At 73.0% G+C, this 17202-nt stretch carries 14 protein-coding genes; 10 read left to right on the forward strand and 4 right to left on the reverse strand.

Translation table 11 applies throughout. The annotated features are described in order from the left end of the window. Window positions 1-51 precede the first annotated feature (51 nt). Complete coding sequence (locus ACFO9I_RS14755) at window positions 52-1626, forward strand: diacylglycerol kinase family protein (RefSeq protein ID WP_379182114.1); 1575 nt, start codon at window positions 52-54, stop codon at window positions 1624-1626. A gap of 25 nt (window positions 1627-1651) precedes the next feature. Here the strand turns inward: ACFO9I_RS14755 and ACFO9I_RS14760 are convergent, their stop codons facing one another. After that, entirely contained in the window at window positions 1652-2185 is a 534-nt protein-coding gene (locus tag ACFO9I_RS14760) for a GNAT family N-acetyltransferase (protein WP_379182116.1), read from the reverse strand. Between the two features lie 176 nt (window positions 2186-2361). On the opposite strand from ACFO9I_RS14760, the gene ACFO9I_RS14765 reads away from it, so the two are divergent. After that, window positions 2362-4344, forward strand: coding sequence for an amino acid transporter (locus tag ACFO9I_RS14765; RefSeq protein ID WP_417607892.1), 1983 nt, complete (start codon window positions 2362-2364; stop codon window positions 4342-4344). A 3-nt stretch (window positions 4345-4347) separates the two neighbouring features. On the opposite strand, the gene ACFO9I_RS14770 is transcribed toward ACFO9I_RS14765, so the two are convergent. After that, on the reverse strand, window positions 4348-4743 hold the full coding sequence (locus tag ACFO9I_RS14770) for a hypothetical protein (RefSeq protein WP_379182118.1): 396 nt from the start codon (window positions 4741-4743) through the stop codon (window positions 4348-4350). Window positions 4744-5336: 593 nt separating this feature from the next. On the opposite strand from ACFO9I_RS14770, the gene kdpA reads away from it, so the two are divergent. Genes kdpA through ACFO9I_RS14795 form a run of 5 tightly spaced genes read left to right on the forward strand, consistent with a single transcriptional unit; the run spans window position 5337 to window position 12984 of the window. Then, window positions 5337-7001, forward strand: a complete 1665-nt coding sequence (gene kdpA / locus ACFO9I_RS14775) for a potassium-transporting ATPase subunit KdpA (RefSeq protein ID WP_379182120.1) — start codon at window positions 5337-5339, stop codon at window positions 6999-7001. Next, entirely contained in the window at window positions 6998-9136 is a 2139-nt protein-coding gene (kdpB, locus tag ACFO9I_RS14780; RefSeq protein WP_379182122.1) for a potassium-transporting ATPase subunit KdpB, read from the forward strand. Before kdpA ends, kdpB begins: the two co-directional genes overlap by 4 nt. Before the next feature lie 13 nt (window positions 9137-9149). Continuing rightward, on the forward strand, window positions 9150-9776 hold the full coding sequence (kdpC, locus tag ACFO9I_RS14785; RefSeq protein ID WP_379182124.1) for a potassium-transporting ATPase subunit KdpC: 627 nt from the start codon (window positions 9150-9152) through the stop codon (window positions 9774-9776). 20 nt (window positions 9777-9796) lie between these two features. Then, window positions 9797-12307, forward strand: coding sequence for a DUF4118 domain-containing protein (locus ACFO9I_RS14790; protein WP_379182125.1), 2511 nt, complete (start codon window positions 9797-9799; stop codon window positions 12305-12307). Then, window positions 12304-12984: a response regulator gene (locus ACFO9I_RS14795; protein WP_379182127.1), complete on the forward strand. Its 681-nt coding sequence runs from the start codon at window positions 12304-12306 to the stop codon at window positions 12982-12984. Before ACFO9I_RS14790 ends, ACFO9I_RS14795 begins: the two co-directional genes overlap by 4 nt. A gap of 16 nt (window positions 12985-13000) precedes the next feature. On the opposite strand, the gene ACFO9I_RS14800 is transcribed toward ACFO9I_RS14795, so the two are convergent. After that, a complete protein-coding gene (locus ACFO9I_RS14800) occupies window positions 13001-13399 on the reverse strand; it encodes a DUF4446 family protein (RefSeq protein ID WP_379182129.1) in 399 nt (132 codons plus the stop codon). A 103-nt stretch (window positions 13400-13502) separates the two neighbouring features. Between ACFO9I_RS14800 and ACFO9I_RS14805 the strand changes: the two genes are divergently transcribed. Beyond that, the gene (locus ACFO9I_RS14805; protein ID WP_379182131.1) at window positions 13503-14351 is read left to right on the forward strand and encodes a prephenate dehydratase; all 849 of its coding nucleotides are present in this window, start codon (window positions 13503-13505) and stop codon (window positions 14349-14351) included. 16 nt (window positions 14352-14367) lie between these two features. Here the strand turns inward: ACFO9I_RS14805 and ACFO9I_RS14810 are convergent, their stop codons facing one another. Then, on the reverse strand, window positions 14368-15147 hold the full coding sequence (locus tag ACFO9I_RS14810) for a VOC family protein (protein WP_379182133.1): 780 nt from the start codon (window positions 15145-15147) through the stop codon (window positions 14368-14370). 144 nt (window positions 15148-15291) lie between these two features. Between ACFO9I_RS14810 and larB the strand changes: the two genes are divergently transcribed. Further along, the gene (gene larB, locus ACFO9I_RS14815) at window positions 15292-16014 is read left to right on the forward strand and encodes a nickel pincer cofactor biosynthesis protein LarB (protein ID WP_379182134.1); all 723 of its coding nucleotides are present in this window, start codon (window positions 15292-15294) and stop codon (window positions 16012-16014) included. Further along, window positions 16011-17201 carry a nickel pincer cofactor biosynthesis protein LarC gene (gene larC / locus ACFO9I_RS14820; protein ID WP_379182136.1) on the forward strand — a complete coding sequence of 397 codons (1191 nt, stop codon included), beginning with the start codon at window positions 16011-16013 and terminating at the stop codon, window positions 17199-17201. The genes larB and larC overlap by 4 nt, the downstream gene beginning before the upstream one ends. Window position 17202: the final 1 nt, after the last annotated feature.

Below are 17202 nucleotides of genomic sequence, written 5' to 3' on the forward strand. Positions count from 1 at the left end.
CCCGGTGCCCCGGCATACTTGGCCCCGCCCCAGCCACCCGAAGGGACCCGCGTGCTCGACCGTTCTCGCCTGACCACCCTGAGCTGGGCACTGATCTGCTTCGCGCTGTTCGCGGTGATCGGGGTCCTCGTCACCCACGACTGGGGTCCGTTGACGTCGATCGACAACCGGGGCGACCCGGCCGAGCAGTGGGCGGTGGACGCGCACTGGCTCCGGCAGCCGCTGAAGGGGATCGAGGCGGCGTTCGCCACCATCGGGATGACGGTCCTGACCGTGATCCTCGCCGCCGGGCTGCTGGTCAAGAAGCACCGGCGGGCGGCGATCCTCGCGGTGGTGGTGATGGTGGTGACCTCGCTGGTCACCACGTTGATCAAGGTCCAGATCGGTCGAGGCCGTCCGCCGTGGCAGAACCAGAACGGGCTGCTGACCACGCAGTCCTTCCCCTCCGGGCACGCCTCGTCGGTGACGGCGTTCGCGGGGATCTGCGTCGTGCTGGCGATCATGCTCGTCCGCCGGGCGAGCACCCGCCGCACGATCTACGTCGTCCTCGCGGTGTGGGTCCTCGTGGTCTGCGCCGACCGGGTGCTGCTCGGTCGCCACTACATCAGCGACGTGACCGCGGGCGCGCTGCTCGGCGCCGGCATGGTGCTGCTCGGCCTGACGGTCTACAGCCCCCTGCCGCGCAGCCTGGCCATCGGCTCCGAGCCGCTGCCCGAGGTGCTGCCGTCCGCGAAGAAGCTGGCGGTGGTGCTCAACCCGATCAAGGTCGAGGACCCCGGGCAGTTCCGGGCGATCGTCTCCGCGATGGCCGTCGAGGCCGGCTGGTCGGAGCCGACCTGGCACTACACGACCGTCGAGGACCCGGGCACCGGCATGGCCGAGGCGGCCGCGGTGGCGGGGGCCGACCTGGTGCTGGTCTGTGGTGGCGACGGCACCGTGCGCGAGGTCTGCGCCGAGCTCGCCGGCACCGGCATCCCCGTCGGCATCGTGCCTGCCGGGACCGGGAACCTGCTGGCCCGCAACCTGCAGATCCCGCTCTACATCCGCGCCGCCATCGACGTGGCGCTCAACGGCCAGGACCGCGCCATCGACCTGGTGAAGGTCGGCGGCGACGGCATCGAGGACACCCACTTCATGGTGATGGCGGGGATGGGCTTCGACGCCGCGATCATGGAGGGCGTCAACGAGGACCTGAAGAAGCGGGTGGGCTGGGTCGCCTACGTGCTCTCGGCCCTGAAGTCGCTGATGTTCCCGGCCGTCAAGATCGAGGTCTCCGTCGACGGCGGGGAGTTCACCCGGCACCGGGCGCGCACCGTCGTGGTCGGCAACGTCGGGTTCCTGCAGGCCGGCCTGCCGCTGCTGCCGGACGCCGCCATCGACGACGGGCTGCTGGACGTGGTGATCCTGCACCCGCGCAACTTCTTCTCGTGGATCCCGCTGGCCTGGCGGGTGCTGCTCAAGCTCAAGCACACCGACGACCTGGTGAACCGGATGACCGGCGCCTCCGTGGTCATCCGCTCCTCGACCGACACCCCGCGCCAGCTCGACGGCGACTCGATCGGGCCCGGCCGGGAGCTGCGGATGGAGTGCATCCACGGACGGCTGCTGGTGCGCGTCCCCCGCTGACGGACGACGCCGACCCGTCGCGGCTTCACCGCGTACGACGCCGACCCGTCGCTCTTCCTCGGTCGAGCCGCAGTCCCATGACCTGCCGGTCCAGTCCGAGCAGCCCCAGGCACCGCCAGCCCCGCGACCGGTAGAGCCGGACCGCCGGGTCCTCGGGGTCGGCCGCCGTGGACAGCAGCGCCCGGTCGTGCGGCAGCCCCTCGAGGAGCAGGTCGTGAAGTCGCCGCCCGGCGCCGCGGCCGCGCCACTCGGGCAGCACCGCCAGCTCGACCAGCTCGAAGTGGCCGCCCACCCACGCGTCGAGGCCCGGGAGTGCCTCCGCCACGAGGTCGGGCCAGTACTCGCCCCGATGACCGGTGTAGCCCCACCCGAACCCGACGAGCCGATCCCCGTCCCGAACCGTGGCGAGGCGGAAGTCCGGCCGGGACCGATGACGCCCCCACGGTGACTGCCGCCAGTCCTCGAAGCCGCCGTCGGCCCCGAAGACGTGGGCGTACACCTCGAAGACCTCGCGCGTGAGGTCGTGGGCGCTCGCGGCGTCGAGGACGGCGTGGTCCATGAGCCCATCCTGGTGCGTGTCCGGGCCACGCACCGTCAACACGCGACGGGTCGACGTCGGGATCACGTCGACGAGCGACGGGTCGACCATCAAGGAACCGTCAAGATCTGCCCCCGACACCCGAAAGCGGTCACCGCCGTGCTGCCGCCGAGACACCGAGCAGGCAGGCTGGTCGCATGACCACCAGCGCGTCGCCACCCCGCGACTCCCGCCCTGCGGAGGACCGGCGTGTGCGTCGCGGATTCCGGGCCTGGCTGCTGGCCGACATCGCCGAGACCGGTCACCGCGGGCAGGGCCCGCACGGGGTGCCGGCTCCCGAGCAGCAGCGCCACGCCTGGTGGCGGGTCATGTGCCTGACCGGCCTCGACTACTTCTCCACGCTGGGCTACCAGCCGGGCATCGCGGCCCTGGCGGCCGGGCTGCTCTCACCGCTCGCCACCGTCGTGCTGGTGGGCCTGACGCTCCTCGGTGCGCTCCCCGTCTACCGCCGGGTCGCCGAGGAGTCGCCGCACGGCGAGGGGTCCATCGCGATGCTCGAGCGGCTCCTCTCCTTCTGGCAGGGGAAGCTGTTCGTCCTGGTGCTGCTCGGCTTCGCCGCGACCGACTTCCTCATCACGATGACGCTGTCGGCCGCCGATGCCACCGCGCACGTGGTCGAGAACCCGCACGTCCCCTCGGCCCTGCACGGGCAGGAGCTGCTCATCACGCTGGTGCTGCTGGGAGGTCTCGGGGCTGTGTTCCTGCGCGGCTTCACCGAGGCGATCGGCATCGCGGTCGCCCTCGTGGCGACCTACCTCGCGCTGAACGCGGTCGTCGTCGTGGACTCGCTCTACGAGGTCGCGACCTCTCCCTCGGTCGTCTCGGACTGGCGGCACGCGTTGACCCAGGAGCACGGCAACCCGCTGGCCATGGTCGGGATCGCGCTGCTGGTGTTCCCGAAGCTGGCACTGGGCCTCTCCGGCTTCGAGACCGGGGTCGCGGTGATGCCGCAGATCGAGGGCGACCCGACCGACACCGAGGACCGCCCGGAGGGCCGGATCCGGGGCGCCAAGCGCCTCCTCACCACCGCGGCCGTCATCATGAGCATCTTCCTGGTCACCAGCAGCATCGTGACCACGCTGCTGATCCCCGAGAAGGAGTTCGAGGTCGGCGGGGAGGCCAACGGCAGGGCTCTGGCCTACCTCGCCCACGAGCAGCTCGGCAGCACCTTCGGCACGGTGTACGACGTCTCGACGATCGCGATCCTGTGGTTCGCCGGGGCGTCGGCCATGGCGGGCATGCTGAACCTGATCCCCCGCTACCTGCCGCGGTACGGCATGGCCCCGGACTGGGCCCGCGCGGTTCGACCGCTGGTCCTGGTGCTCACCGCCGTGGCGTTCTTCGTGACCTGGATCTTCGACGCGAGCGTCGACGCCCAGGGAGGGGCCTACGCCACGGGCGTCCTGGTGCTGATGACCTCGGCCGCCGTCGCGGTCACGCTGGCCGCCCGCCGAGCCGGGCAGCGCAAGCGGTTCGTCGGGTTCGCGGCCATCGCGGCCGTGTTCGTCTACACCACGATCGACAACGTCATCGAGCGGCCCGACGGCGTCAAGATCGGCGCCTGCTTCATCGCCGCCATCATCGCGGTGTCGTTCTGGTCCCGGGTCAGCCGCGCGTTCGAGCCCCGGGTGACCGCGGTCCGGCTCGACGCCACCGCCGAGCGCTTCATGCGTGACTGCGCTCGGCGCAGCATCCGACTGATCGCCAACGAACCGGACGCCGGCGACGCCGAGGAGTACGTCAACAAGACCCGCCAGGTGGTCGCGGACAACGACCTGCGCGACGAGGGCGACATCATCTTCGTCGAGGTGATCGTCACCGACCCCTCGGAGTTCGAGACCACCCTGACGGTGCACGGCCAGGTCCGCCACGGCACCCGGCGGGTGCTGACCTTCGAGTCCTCGACCGTGCCGAACGCACTGGCCGCCCTGCTCCTGCACATGCGCGACCGCACCCGGGTCAATCCCCACATCTACTTCGAGTGGACCGAGGGCAACCCGGTCACCCAGATCCTCCGGTTCCTCTTCTTCGGGGTGGGAGAGGTGGCTCCGGTGACCCGCGAGGTGCTCCGGCGTGCCGAGCCGGACCGCGCCCGTCGACCGCACGTGCACGTCGGCTGAGCCTCAGCGTCGCGAGCCGGCGACCAGGTCGCCCTCGCGCGTCCCGTCGAGCCGGGGCGCGGCCCGAACCGCAGCGGACGTCGCTGTCGCGGCCAGGCAGAGGAGCAGCAGCAGGCCGAGTCGGTCCAGGTCGGCGGTCCGGAAGGTCAGCTGGCCGCCCGCGTGCACCAGGAAGCCGGTGAGGAAGGCCCAGGCACTCAGCGCGACGCCCACCGTGAACCGCGCGGGCAGGGTCAGGCAGGAGGCCACTGCCACCACGGCGAGGGCCACCGTGCCGGTCCGGGCATCGGCGCCCACCCGGTGGCAGACGGTCGCGGTCACGACGACGGCCGCCTCGGCGAGGCCGAAGCGCACCTCGGGGAGTCCAGTCAGGCGGGGCCCGCGCACCGGTCCGGTCATGTCTCGAGTGAAGTGCGCGGAGCCTCGCCCCGGGCGTTCGTTGACGGAACCCTGACGGCCCCGGGGCCGGGCCTGACGGATCCCTGACCCCTGACGCCGCGTCGAGCGGCGGCCACGTGCGCCGAGGGTCCCAGCACCCGCGTCACCGTCGCGACCAGCCCGGTCAGGGCGGCCGCGGCACCCACCAGCAGCACGCCTCCCTCGCTGCGGAGCCGGTCCCTGGCCCCCGGGGCCGGGGACGTCGGTCGACGAGGGTCGTCGGTGTCTCGGGGCACGACCCGACGGTAGGCACGCCGGGGTCCGGGACACGGCGGCTCGACGGGTTCCAGACGTCGTGGGCCCGGACCTTGACGGCTCCTCGAGGCGAGGCGTCGAGAAGTTCACCAGCCATCCGGGTGAGCCGGCTCACCGCCCCGTGCTGATCCCGTCAACAAGCGACGGGTCGGCGTCAGGGAACCGTCAAGAAGCGACGGGTCGGCGGGTGTGCGGGACTGGGATAAAGACGTGGCTGATCTCGTCTACGTACTCCTGACCCTGGCGTTCTTCGCCCTCGCCGCCGTCCTGGTCGGCGTCATCGACCGGCGGTGGAGCCGGTGAGCGAGACCCTTCCCGCGCTGGGGCAGGTCCTGGCGCTCGTCGTGCTGCTCGCCGTCACGGTGCCGTTCCTGGGTCGCTTCCTCGCGGGCGTCTACACCAGCGACCGGCACCTCGCGCTCGAGCGGGCGTCGTACCGGCTCCTGCGCGTCGACCCCGACGCCGACCAGCACTGGCGGACCTACTCGCTCTCCGTCCTCGGCTTCTCCCTGGTGGGCATCCTGGCGCTGTTCGGGTTGGGCCGCCTGCAGCAGCACCTGCCCCTCTCGCTGGGCTTCGGCGCGCTGCCCAGCGACGGCGCGTGGAACACCGCCGTCTCGTTCGTGACCAACACGAACTGGCAGTGGTACTCCGGGGAGACCGCCGTCGGCCACCTGTTCCAGATGTCCGGCCTGACCGTGCAGAACTTCGTCTCCGCGGCGGTCGGCATGGCGGTGGCGGCCGCCTTCGCGCGCGGCCTGGCCAGCACCGCCCAGGACGGCCGGGTCGGCAACTTCTGGGCCGACCTCGTGCGCACCGTCCTGCGGGTGCTGCTCCCGATCTCGGTCGTCGGGGCGCTCGTCCTGGTCGTCTTCGGAGCCGTGCAGAACCTGGCGGACCCGCAGGCCGTGCACACGCTGACCGGCGGCGTCCAGCACGTCACCGGTGGGCCGGTCGCCAGCCAGGAGGTCATCAAGGAGCTCGGCACCAACGGGGGTGGCTTCTACAACGCCAACTCGTCGCACCCGTTCGAGAACCCGACCCCCTTCACCAACCTCATCGAGATCTTCCTGATCCTGCTCATCCCGTTCGCGATGGCGTGGGCCTTCGGCATCATCGTCGGCGACCGCCGTCAGGGGATCGCGATCCTGTCGGTGATGGCGATCCTGCTGGGCATCTCGATCGCCCTGCTCACCTGGGCCGAGATGGCCGGCCACGGCGCGGCGCCGGCTGCCGCGGGCGGCGCGCTCGAGGGCAAGGAGGTGCGCTTCGGCACCGCCGCCTCGGCCCTCTTCGGCGCCGCCACGACGGGCACGTCGACCGGTGCGGTCAACGCGATGCACGACTCGTTCACCGCGCCCGGCGGGGGCGTGGCCATGTTCAACATGATGCTCGGCGAGGTGGCGCCCGGCGGCGTCGGCTCGGGCCTGTACGGCATGCTGATGCTCGCCGTCGTCACGGTCTTCCTGGCGGGCCTGATGGTCGGCCGCACCCCGGAGTACCTCGGCAAGAAGATCGGCCAGTCCGAGATCGTGCTGGTCGCGTCCTACGTGCTGACCACGCCCTTCCTGGTGCTCGCCGGCGTCGCCGTCGCGCTGTCCACCGACGCCGGGCTCGCGGGCCTCCAGGCGTCCGGGCCGCACGGGCTGTCCGAGGCGTTGTACGCGACCACGTCGGCGTCCAACAACAACGGCAGCGCCTTCGCCGGCCTCACCAGCGGTACGCCGTTCTGGAACACCCTGCTCGGAGTCTGCATGCTCGCCGGCCGGTTCCTGCCGATGATCTTCGTCCTGGCCCTCGCCGGGCGCTTCGCGACCCGTCAGCAGCTGCCCGGGAGCGCCGGCACCCTCCCCACCACCAAGCCACTCTTCGTGGTCCTCCTCACCGGCGTCGCGCTGATCGTGGTCGGACTGACCTACGTCCCCGCGCTCGTCCTCGGTCCGATCGTGGAGTCCCTCTCATGAACTCGCAGAGCACCAGCACCGTCACCTCCCGGGACACCACGTCGCCGATCCCGGAGGACCACCACCACAAGCCGGCGGCCGTCCGGCGCCCGGTGGCCGAGCAGCTCGTCTCGGCGCTGCCCGGCGCCTTCCGCAAGCTCGACCCGCGCGAGCTGCTCGGCGCCCCGGTCATGCTGGTCGTCGAGGTCGGCGCCGTGGCCACCACGGTGATGGCCGTGGTCGACCCCAGCGCGATGGCCTGGCTGGTCACCGTCTGGCTGTGGCTGACCGTCGTGTTCGCCACCCTGGCCGAGTCGGTGGCCGAGGGCCGCGGCAAGGCGCAGGCGGCGAGCCTGCGCGCCCTGCAGTCGGAGACCCTGGCGCGCCGCGTGCGCGGCAGCCGCGACCAGCTGGACCACACCGGCGACCTGGCCGCCCTCCCCACCGACGAGGTGCCGAGCACCCGGCTCCGGGCCGGTGACGTGGTGGTCGTCGAGGCCGGCGAACGGATCCCCGGCGACGGGGACGTCATCGAGGGCGTGGCCAGCGTGGACGAGTCGGCCGTGACCGGCGAGTCGGCCCCGGTGATCCGGGAGTCCGGTGGCGACCGGAGCGCGGTCACCGGCGGCACCGTGGTGCTGTCCGACCGGATCGTCGTGCGGATCACCTCCGAGCCGGGTCACTCCTTCGTGGACCGGATGATCGCGCTGGTGGAGGGCTCCGAGCGCCAGCGCACCCCGAACGAGGTCGCGCTCAACGTGCTGCTGACCGCGCTGACCGCCGTCTTCGTGGCGGTGGTGGTGACGCTCTACCCGTTGGCTGACTACAGCCACGCCCACCAGTCGCTCGTGGTGCTCACCGCCCTCCTGGTCTGCCTGATCCCCACCACCATCGGGGCGCTGCTCTCGGCGATCGGCATCGCGGGGATGGACCGGCTGGTGCGTCGCAACGTGCTGGCGATGTCCGGGCGCGCGGTCGAGGCAGCGGGCGACGTCGACGTGCTGCTGCTCGACAAGACCGGGACCATCACCTACGGCAACCGGCGGGCCACCGGGCTGCTGCCGCTCGAGGGCGTGGACGCAGAGCTGATCGCGGACGCGACCCTGCTCTCGTCGCTCGCCGACGAGACACCGGAGGGCCGCAGCATCGTGGACCTCATCCGCGCGCAGAGCGAGGACCGGTACGCCGGCCGGGTGCCCGACGGCGCGACCCTGGTGGAGTTCACCGCGACCACCCGGATGAGCGGGATCGACCTGCCCGGGCGGGTGATCCGCAAGGGCGCCGGCTCGGCCGTGACCTCGTGGGTGCACAGCACCGGTGGCAACCTCTCCGCCGAGCTCGACGCGCTCGTCGAGCAGGTGAGCGCCAGCGGCGGCACCCCCCTGGTGGTCGCGGAGCAGGTCGGTGGGCGGCCGGCGCGGCTGCTCGGCGTCATCCACCTCAAGGACGTGGTCAAGGAAGGGATCCGCGAGCGCTTCGACGAGATGCGCGCGATGGGCATCCGCACCGTGATGATCACGGGCGACAACGCGACCACCGCGCGGGTCATCGCCGAGGAGGCCGGCGTCGACGACTTCCTCGCCGAGGCCACGCCCGAGGACAAGATGGCCCTGATCCGCAAGGAGCAGGCGGGCGGCCGGATGGTCGCCATGTGCGGGGACGGCACCAACGACGCCCCTGCCCTGGCCCAGGCCGACGTCGGCGTCGCCATGAACACCGGGACCATGGCCGCCAAGGAGGCCGGCAACATGGTCGACCTCGACTCCGACCCGACGAAGCTGATCGATGTCGTCGAGATCGGCAAGCAGCTGCTCATCACCCGGGGCGCCCTGACGACCTTCTCGATCGCCAACGACGTCGCGAAGTACTTCGCGATCCTGCCGGCGATGTTCGTCGTGGCCTTCCCCGACCTCGACGTCCTCAACGTCATGCAGCTGTCCAGCCCCGAGTCCGCGATCGTCTCCGCGGTCGTGTTCAACGCGCTGATCATCGTCGGGCTGATCCCCCTGTCGCTGCGCGGCGTGCGCTACCGGCCGTCGTCCGCGTCCGACCTGCTGCGTCGCAACCTGCTCGTCTACGGCGTCGGTGGCCTCGTCGCACCCTTCGTGGGCATCAAGCTGCTCGACCTCGTCATCTCGCTGATCCCCGGCCTCTGAAAGGCACACGACCATGAACGACCTCTACGCCCTGTTCCGGCACAGCCTCGCGGGGTTGCGCGCGCTGGTGCTGATGACGCTGGTCCTGGGCCTCGCCTACCCGCTGGCAGTCACGGGAGTCGCGCAGGTGGCCCTGCCCTGGCAGGCCAACGGCTCGCTCGTCGACGCCTCCGGCAACCGCGTCACTGACGCGGGATCCGCGGTCGGGTCGGCCCTCCTCGGCCAGCGGACCGACGGCACGGACCTGTTCCACCCCCGGCCCTCGGCCGCCGGGGACGGGTGGGACCCGCTCAACACCTATGGCTCCAACCTCGGCCCCGAGAGCCCCGACCTGGTCGCGAGCATCGAGGAGCGGCGCGCGCAGGTCGCCGAGCGGGACGGCGTCGCACCCGGCGCCGTACCCCCCGACGCGGTCACGGCGTCCGGCTCCGGGCTGGACCCCGACATCTCGCCGGCGTACGCCGACCAGCAGGTCGCCCGGGTCGCGAGGGCCAACGGGCTCAGCGTCAGGGAGGTGCAGCGACTGGTCGAGGACAACACCTCGGGCCGGACGCTGGGCTTCCTGGGGGAGCCGCGCGTCAACGTGCTGGAGCTGAACATCGACGTGCTCCGCGCCTCGTCGGTCTCCGCCCAGGGCTGACGGACTGGCAGGATCGAGACATGGAGGAGCGGCGCCGCGGCAGGCTGACGGTGTACCTCGGCGCCGCCCCCGGCGTGGGCAAGACCTACGCGATGCTCGACGAGGCCCGGCGCCGCTGCGAGCGCGGCACCGACGTGGTCGTGGGGTACGTCGAGACCCACGGGCGTGCCCGGACCCTGGCGCAGCTCGACGGTCTCGAGGTCGTGCCGCGCCGGGAGATCGAGTACCGCGGCACGACGTTCACCGAGATGGACACCGACGCGATCATGGCCCGCAAGCCGGCCGTGGTCCTCGTCGACGAGCTGGCGCACACCAACGTTCCGGGCAGCCGGCACGAGAAACGCGCCCAGGACGTCGAGGACCTGCGGGCCGCGGGCATCGACGTGATCACCACGGTCAACATCCAGCACCTGGAGTCGATCAACGACGAGGTGGAGCGCATCACCGGGGTCCGGCAGCGCGAGACCGTGCCCGACGATGTGGTCCGCACCGCCGACCAGATCCAGCTGGTCGACATGGCCCCGGACGCGCTGCGGCGGCGGATGGCGCACGGCAACATCTACCGTCCCGAGCAGATCGACGCCTCGCTGGCGTCGTACTTCCGGGTCGGCAACCTCACCGCCCTGCGCGAGCTCGCCCTGCTCTGGCTGGCCGACCGCGTGGACGACGCCCTCGACGACTACCGGCGGGCGCACGACATCGCGGCCCCCTGGCCGACCAAGGAGCGCATCGTCGTCGCGGTCACCGGAGGCGACGAGAGCGAGACGCTGCTGCGTCGCGGCGCCCGGCTCGCGCAACGGGCCGCCGGCTCGGAGCTGCTGGCGGTGCACGTGATCGCCACCGACGGCCTGCGCAGCACCGACGACGCGCGGATCGCCCGGTCCCAGCAGCTGGTCGAGTCCCTGGGCGGCTCCTTCCACACGGTGGTCGGGGAGGAGGTCTCGGACTCCGTCGTCGACTTCGCCTCCGGCGCCAACGCGACCATGATCGTGGTGGGTGTCTCGCGGCACGGGAGGCTGCGCCGACTCTTCACCGGCTCCACGGGGGACCGGATCGCGTCGTTGGCGGGGTCGATCGACGTCCACCTGGTCACCCACGAGCAGGTGGCGGGGGCGGTGCGGACCAGGGTGCCCCTGTCCCCGCTCAGCCGTCGCCGCCAGCTCCTGGGCTGGCTGTTCGCGGTGGCGCTGCCCGTCGTGCTCACCGCCGGGCTGCAGTCGCTCGACGAGACCCACCAGCTGCCGCTGGCGGTGCTGCTGTTCCTCGCCGGGACGGTGCTGGTCGCCCTCGTGGGCGGCACCCTGCCGGCCCTGGTCGCCGCGCTGGTCGGCTTCCTGGCCCTGAACTGGTTCTTCACCCCGCCGGTGGGACGGCTCACGATCGCCGAGCCGACCAACCTGGTCGCGCTGATGGTCTACGTCGCGGTCGCCGCCGGGGTGGCGACCGTCGTCGACCGGGCCTCCCGCCGCGCCTCCGAGGCGGCCCGGGCCCGCGCGGAGGCCGCGACCCTCGCGTCCCTCTCGCAGTCGGTGCTCACCGGTCAGGACACCGCCGAGGCGATCGTGGAGCGGCTGCGCGAGACCTTCGCGCAGGACTCCGTCGCGCTGCTCGTGCGGACTCCGGCGGGCAGCTGGCAGCAGGTGGCGGCCAGCGGCCCGGACTCGGCGACCGTGCCGGACCAGGCGGACTCCCGGGTCACCGTGGACGAGACCCACGTGCTCGCGCTCCGCGGTGCCACCCTGCGGGCCTCCGACCAGCGGGTGCTCGAGGGCTTCGCCGTCCAGACCGGCCTGGTGCTGGAGTACCGCCGCCTGCGCGAGCGCGAGAACCGGGCCGCGGCCCTGGAACGGGCCGACGCGACCAGCACCGCCATCCTGCGGGCGGTGTCGCACGACCTGCGCACCCCGCTGGCGACCATGCGCACCGCCGTCGACGGACTCGTCTCGGGGGGCGCCGCCCTCGACGACGCCGACCGACGCACCCTGGTCGAGGCCGTCGACTCGGCGACCGACCAGCTCGAGCACCTCATCGACAACCTGCTCGACCTGTCCCGGCTGCAGACGGGGCTCCTGCACCCCGTCCTGCGAGCGCGCAGCCTCGAGGAGATCCTGCCGATCGCGGTGGCCGGTCACCCCGCGGGCAGTGTCGTCCTCGAGCTGGAGGAGTCGGCACCGTTCGTGCGCACCGATGCCGGGCTGCTCGAGCGGGTCGTGGCCAACCTGGTCGCCAACGCGGTCCGGGTCTCCCGGGGGAAGCCGGTCCGGGTGGTCGCCCAGGTGCTCGACCGGGAGGTGTCGGTCCTGGTCGTCGACCGCGGGCCGGGCGTGCCCCAGGAGCAGCGCGAGCGGATGTTCGAGCCGTTCCAGCGGCTCGGCGACACCGGGACCGGAGGTCTCGGCCTCGGGCTCGCGGTGGCCCGGGGCCTCGCCGAGGCCATGGGCGGGACGCTGACGGCCGAGGACACCCCAGGTGGTGGACTGACGATGGTGCTCTCCGTCCCGCGGGTGGCGCCCCAGGACGGAGACTCATGAGCTACCGGGTTCTCGTCGTCGACGACGAGCCGGCACTGGCCCGCGCACTCGCGATCAACCTGCGGGCGCACGGCTGGGAGGTCGTCACGGCGGCCGACGGGCACGGCGCCCTGGCGGCAGCGGCCGAGCGGCACCCGGACGTGGTGGTCCTCGACCTGGGCCTGCCGGACATGGACGGCACCGAGGTCATCTCCGGCCTGCGGGGCTGGACGAGCGTGCCGATCGTGGTGCTGTCCGCCCGCCAGCACGGCGAGGACAAGGTGGAGGCTCTGGACCTCGGCGCCGACGACTACGTCACCAAGCCCTTCGCGATGAACGAGCTGATGGCCCGGCTGCGGGCCGCGGTGCGGCGCAGCCAGGAGTCGGCGCCGGCCACCTCGGTCGTGGAGGTCGGGGAGCTCGTCATCGACCTGGCCCGCAAGAGGGTGACCCGCGCCGGCAGCGACGTACGCCTCACCCCCACGGAGTGGGCCTTCCTCGAGCTGCTCGCCCGCAACCTCGGCAAGCTGGTCTCGCGGCAGCAGATCCTGCGCGAGGTGTGGGGACCGGCCTACGAGCACGAGAGCCACTACCTGCGGGTGTACGCCGCACAGCTGCGGCGCAAGCTGGAGGACGACCCCGCGCACCCGCGCCACCTGGTGACCACCAGCGGGCTGGGCTACACGCTGGAGCCGTGAACCCGCCGCGCGCCGCTCAGGGCCGAGCGCCCTCGATCGCCTCCTGCTCCTCCGGCGAGAGCTGCTGCTCGCACGACCACGCCGAGATGCTCTTGGCGTAGGTGCGCGAGTCGCTGCGGCCGTGGATCGAGGTCAGCACGACCCCGTGGCCGCTGTCGTCGAGGAGCGCGAGCGACCAGGAGAGGTGGCCGCCCATGTCGCCGAAGGCGTCGTATCGGACCACCGCGAGGTGGCGCAGCGCGTCGCGGGCCTCGGCGCGCAGCGCCGCGACCTCCTGGCGCAGGCCGTAGACGTCCTGCGGCAGCGCCTCGGCGCCGACCTTGCGCCGGGCCGCGCTCTGCCGGCGCAGGGCGAGGAACGAGAGGACCAGGGCGGCGAGGGCGACCAGCAGGGCGATCGAGACGAGGAACGGCACGGTGCGAAGCCTAGGGAGCGAACGCCGCCAACCCGCGGCGCCCCGCCCGGCCGACGGCCAACGGGTGGTCACACCCCCGGAACGACGCGGGAGCCGTGGAAGCATGAGGAGCGTGACCGACCGACGCATCGCCTACCAGGGAGAGCCAGGGGCCAACTCGCACCTGGTGTGCAGGGAGCACTACCCGGACTGGGAGGCACTCCCCTGCGCGTCGTTCGAGGACGTCTTCGCCGCGGTCGAGTCGGGCGAGGCGGACCTGGCGATGATCCCGATCGACAACTCGATCGCCGGCCGGGTCGCCGACATCCACCACTTCCTCCCGGCGTCCGACCTGCACATCATCGCCGAGCACTTCCTGCGGATCCGGTTCAGCCTGATGGGGATCCCGGGCTCGTCGCTGGACACCATCCGCACCGTGCACAGCCACGTCCACGCGCTCGGCCAGTGCCGCAAGGCGATCCGCGAGCACGGCCTGACGCCGGTCATCTCCGGCGACACCGCGGGAGCGGCCCGCGAGGTCGCGGAGGCGGGGGACCCGACCCAGGCCGCGATCTCGCCTCCGCTGGCCGCCGACATCTACGGCCTGCAGATCCTGGCCGACGACGTGGAGGACGAGGAGCACAACACCACCCGGTTCGTGGTCCTCTCCCGCGAGCTGGTCGAGGCGCCCGCCGGCGACGGCCCGGTGGTGACCAGCTTCATCTTCAACGTCCGCAACCTGCCCGCCGCGCTCTACAAGGCCCTCGGCGGCTTCGCCACGAACGGCGTCAACATGACCAAGCTGGAGAGCTACATGGTCGGCGGGGAGTTCACCGCCACCCAGTTCCTCGCCGAGGTCGACGGCCACCCCGACGACGTCCCGGTGCACAACGCCCTCGAGGAGCTCGCGTTCTTCACCACCGACGTGAAGATCCTCGGCGTCTACCCCGCCGACCCGTTCCGCGCGGGCTGAGCGACGTCGGGACGGCTCAGGCCGCCGTCTGGGACTGCATCAGGTTGAACGTCGCCCCCTGGGGGTCGGCCAGCACGGCCATCCGGCCCACGCCGGGGAGGTCGAAGGCGGGCGCCAGGACGGTCGCGCCGAGGTGCTGGGCCCAGGCCACCGCGTCGTCCACGCTCTCCACGTCGAAGTAGACCGACCAGCACGGCGGGATCCCGGGCCGTGGCGGCGCCATCGCGCCGGCCACCTGCCGCCCCTCGACGACGAGGCAGGAGTAGTCGCTGCCGTCCGCCGGCATCGTCTCCCAGCCCACTCCGAGGACGTCGCTGTAGAAGCGGGTGGCCCGCTCGACATCGGGGGTCATCAGCTCGTGCCACACCGGGGTGCCGGGCTCGTTGGCGCGGACCGTGCCCACGTGGGTGCGCGCCTGCCACAGGTGGACGCGCGCGCCTGTGGGGTCCTCCACGGCCGCCGTCCGGCCGAGCCCCATCACGTCGAACGGCCCCGCCAGGACCTTGCCGCCGGCCGCCGCCACCCGGGCCGTGGCGGACTCGACGTCCTCCACCGCGAGGTAGACCGCCCAGGACGCCGGCCGGCCGGCCTGGTCCGGCCCCTGGCCGGCGACGCCGGCGACGGCGTCCCCCTCCAGGGCCGCGGTCAGGTAGCGGGCACCCTGGTCGTCGACGGGGACCTCCTCGAGCTCCCAGCCGAACAGGCCGGTGTAGAAGGCCCGCGCCGCCGCCTGGTCGGGCGTCGTCAGCTCCACGTAGCAGGGCGTCCCCTGCGGGTAGGACTCGAACCTCGCCATGACGGCCTCCTCGTCGCCCCGGGGGTGTCGGCGCCCGGACGACCGACCCACCGGGAGCCAACACCCGGGGCCCGGCCGGGGGACAGGGTCGTTGGGCCCGGGCGGGAGCCGGCGTCGGGCGCGGCGCCGGGTAGGTTCCTCTGCGTGGACCAGCCCGACCACCCCGACCGCGCGGCGGCCGACCCGCGCATCGCTGACCTCGGCTTCGCGCGCGTGGACGTCGACCGCGCCGCCCGCACCGGCGACCCCGAGGTCGTCTACGGCGCCGGCAAGACGCCCCACCAGGTCGTCGAGATCCTGCGCACCCTGCAGGAGCGCCACCCCGACCGCGCCGTGCTCGCGACCCGGCTCTCCGACGAGGCGCTCGCGCTCGTCTCCGACGCCCTGCCCGGTGCGACGCTCGACCCGGTCGCCCGGGCCGTCACCCTCGGCCCGCTGCCGGCGGCGCGCGGCACGGTGGCCGTCGTCAGCGCCGGCACCTCCGACGCCTCGGTGGCGGCCGAGGCGGCCCTCACGGTCCGGGTGCACGGCGCCGGCGTGGACCGCATCGAGGACGTCGGGGTCGCCGGGCTGCACCGGGTTCTCGGCGTCCGGGAGCGGCTCGCCGCCGCCGACTGCCTGGTCGTGGTCGCCGGCATGGAGGGCGCGCTGCCGTCCGTCGTCGGCGGGCTGACCGGCGTGCCGCTCGTCGCGGTCCCCACCTCCGTCGGGTACGGCGCCTCGTTCGGCGGGCTCGCCGCCCTCCTGGGCATGCTCAACTCGTGCGCCCCGGGCGTGACGGTCGTCAACATCGACAACGGCTACGGCGCCGGGGTGTTCGCGGCCCGGGTCGCGCGCAACGCGGCCCCGCGGCCGGGTGCCTCGTGACGATCTGGGTCGACGCCTCCTCGGGTGCCAGCGGCGACATGCTGCTGGGCGCGCTCGTGGGCGCGGGCGTCCCGGTCGCAGTGCTGCAGGCCGCGGTCGACGCGATCGCGCCCGAGCCGGTCATCCTCCACGTGGAGCCGGTCACCCGCAACGGCTTCGCCGCCACCCGCTGCCACGTGGAGGTCGCGGACTCCGTCCACCACCGGACCTGGCGCGACATCCGCACGCTGCTGGCCGGCGCCGAGATCGACGACGAGGTGCGCGACCTCGCCACCCGGACGTTCGAGCGCCTCGCCGCCGCCGAGGGCGCGGTCCACGGCCACGACCCGGACGAGGTGCACTTCCACGAGGTGGGTGCGCTCGACGCGATCGCCGACGTGGTGGGGGTGTGCGCAGGCTTCGCCCACCTCGGGCCCGCCGAGGTCGTCGTCTCCCCCGTGGCCGTCGGCTCGGGGACCGTCCGGGGCGCCCACGGCACCCTCCCCGTGCCCCCGCCCGCGGTGGCCGAGCTGCTGCGCGGCGTGCCGTCGTACGCCGGTCCCCCCGGTGCCCCCGCCACCGAGCTGTGCACCCCCACCGGCGCCGCGCTGCTGACCACGCTGGCGACCGGCTGGGGTCCGCAGCCCGCGATGACGACCGGAGCGATCGGCGTCGGGGCGGGCGGGCGCGACCCCGAGGGACACGCGAACGTGCTGCGGCTGCTGGTCGGCGCACCCGCCGCGAGCACACCCGCCGCGGCGCCGCCGCTGCTCGTCGAGACCAACGTCGACGACCTGGACCCCCGGGTCTGGCCGGCCGTGATCGCCGCGCTGCTCGAGGCGGGCGCCTCGGACGCCTGGCTGACGCCGATCCTGATGAAGAAGGGGCGCCCGGCCCACACCCTCAGCGTCCTGGTCGCCGCCGACCGGGCCGCGGCCGTCCGCGCCGAGATCTTCCGGCAGACGTCCACGATCGGCCTTCGCGAGCAGCCGCTCGGCAAGCACGCCCTGGACCGCGAGATGGTCTCCGTCGACATCGACGGCCAGACCGTGGCGGTCAAGCTGGCCCGGCACGACGGCGTGCTGGTCAACGCCCAACCGGAGTACGACGACGTGGCGCGCGCCGCCGCGGCCCTCGGGCGCCCGGTGCTCGACGTGCTCAACGACGCCGTGGCCGCGAGCCGCGCCTTCCTCCGACAGGAGCCCTGAT

The organism is Nocardioides sp. GCM10023255 (assembly GCF_042653125.1).
In the GTDB taxonomy this organism is placed as follows: domain Bacteria; phylum Actinomycetota; class Actinomycetes; order Propionibacteriales; family Nocardioidaceae; genus Nocardioides.

Bases quoted from the DNA above. Each gene is read 5' to 3' on its own strand.
- ACFO9I_RS14760 (WP_379182116.1), bottom strand. From the start codon at position 2,185: ATGGACCACGCCGTCCTCGACGCCGCGAGCGCCCACGACCTCACGCGC.
- ACFO9I_RS14765 (WP_417607892.1), top strand. From the start codon at position 2,362: ATGACCACCAGCGCGTCGCCACCCCGCGACTCCCGCCCTGCGGAGGAC.
- ACFO9I_RS14770 (WP_379182118.1), bottom strand. From the start codon at position 4,743: ATGACCGGACCGGTGCGCGGGCCCCGCCTGACTGGACTCCCCGAGGTG.
- kdpB (WP_379182122.1), top strand. From the start codon at position 6,998: ATGAACTCGCAGAGCACCAGCACCGTCACCTCCCGGGACACCACGTCG.
- kdpC (WP_379182124.1), top strand. From the start codon at position 9,150: ATGAACGACCTCTACGCCCTGTTCCGGCACAGCCTCGCGGGGTTGCGC.
- ACFO9I_RS14790 (WP_379182125.1), top strand. From the start codon at position 9,797: ATGGAGGAGCGGCGCCGCGGCAGGCTGACGGTGTACCTCGGCGCCGCC.
- ACFO9I_RS14795 (WP_379182127.1), top strand. From the start codon at position 12,304: ATGAGCTACCGGGTTCTCGTCGTCGACGACGAGCCGGCACTGGCCCGC.
- ACFO9I_RS14805 (WP_379182131.1), top strand. From the start codon at position 13,503: ATGAGGAGCGTGACCGACCGACGCATCGCCTACCAGGGAGAGCCAGGG.
- ACFO9I_RS14810 (WP_379182133.1), bottom strand. From the start codon at position 15,147: ATGGCGAGGTTCGAGTCCTACCCGCAGGGGACGCCCTGCTACGTGGAG.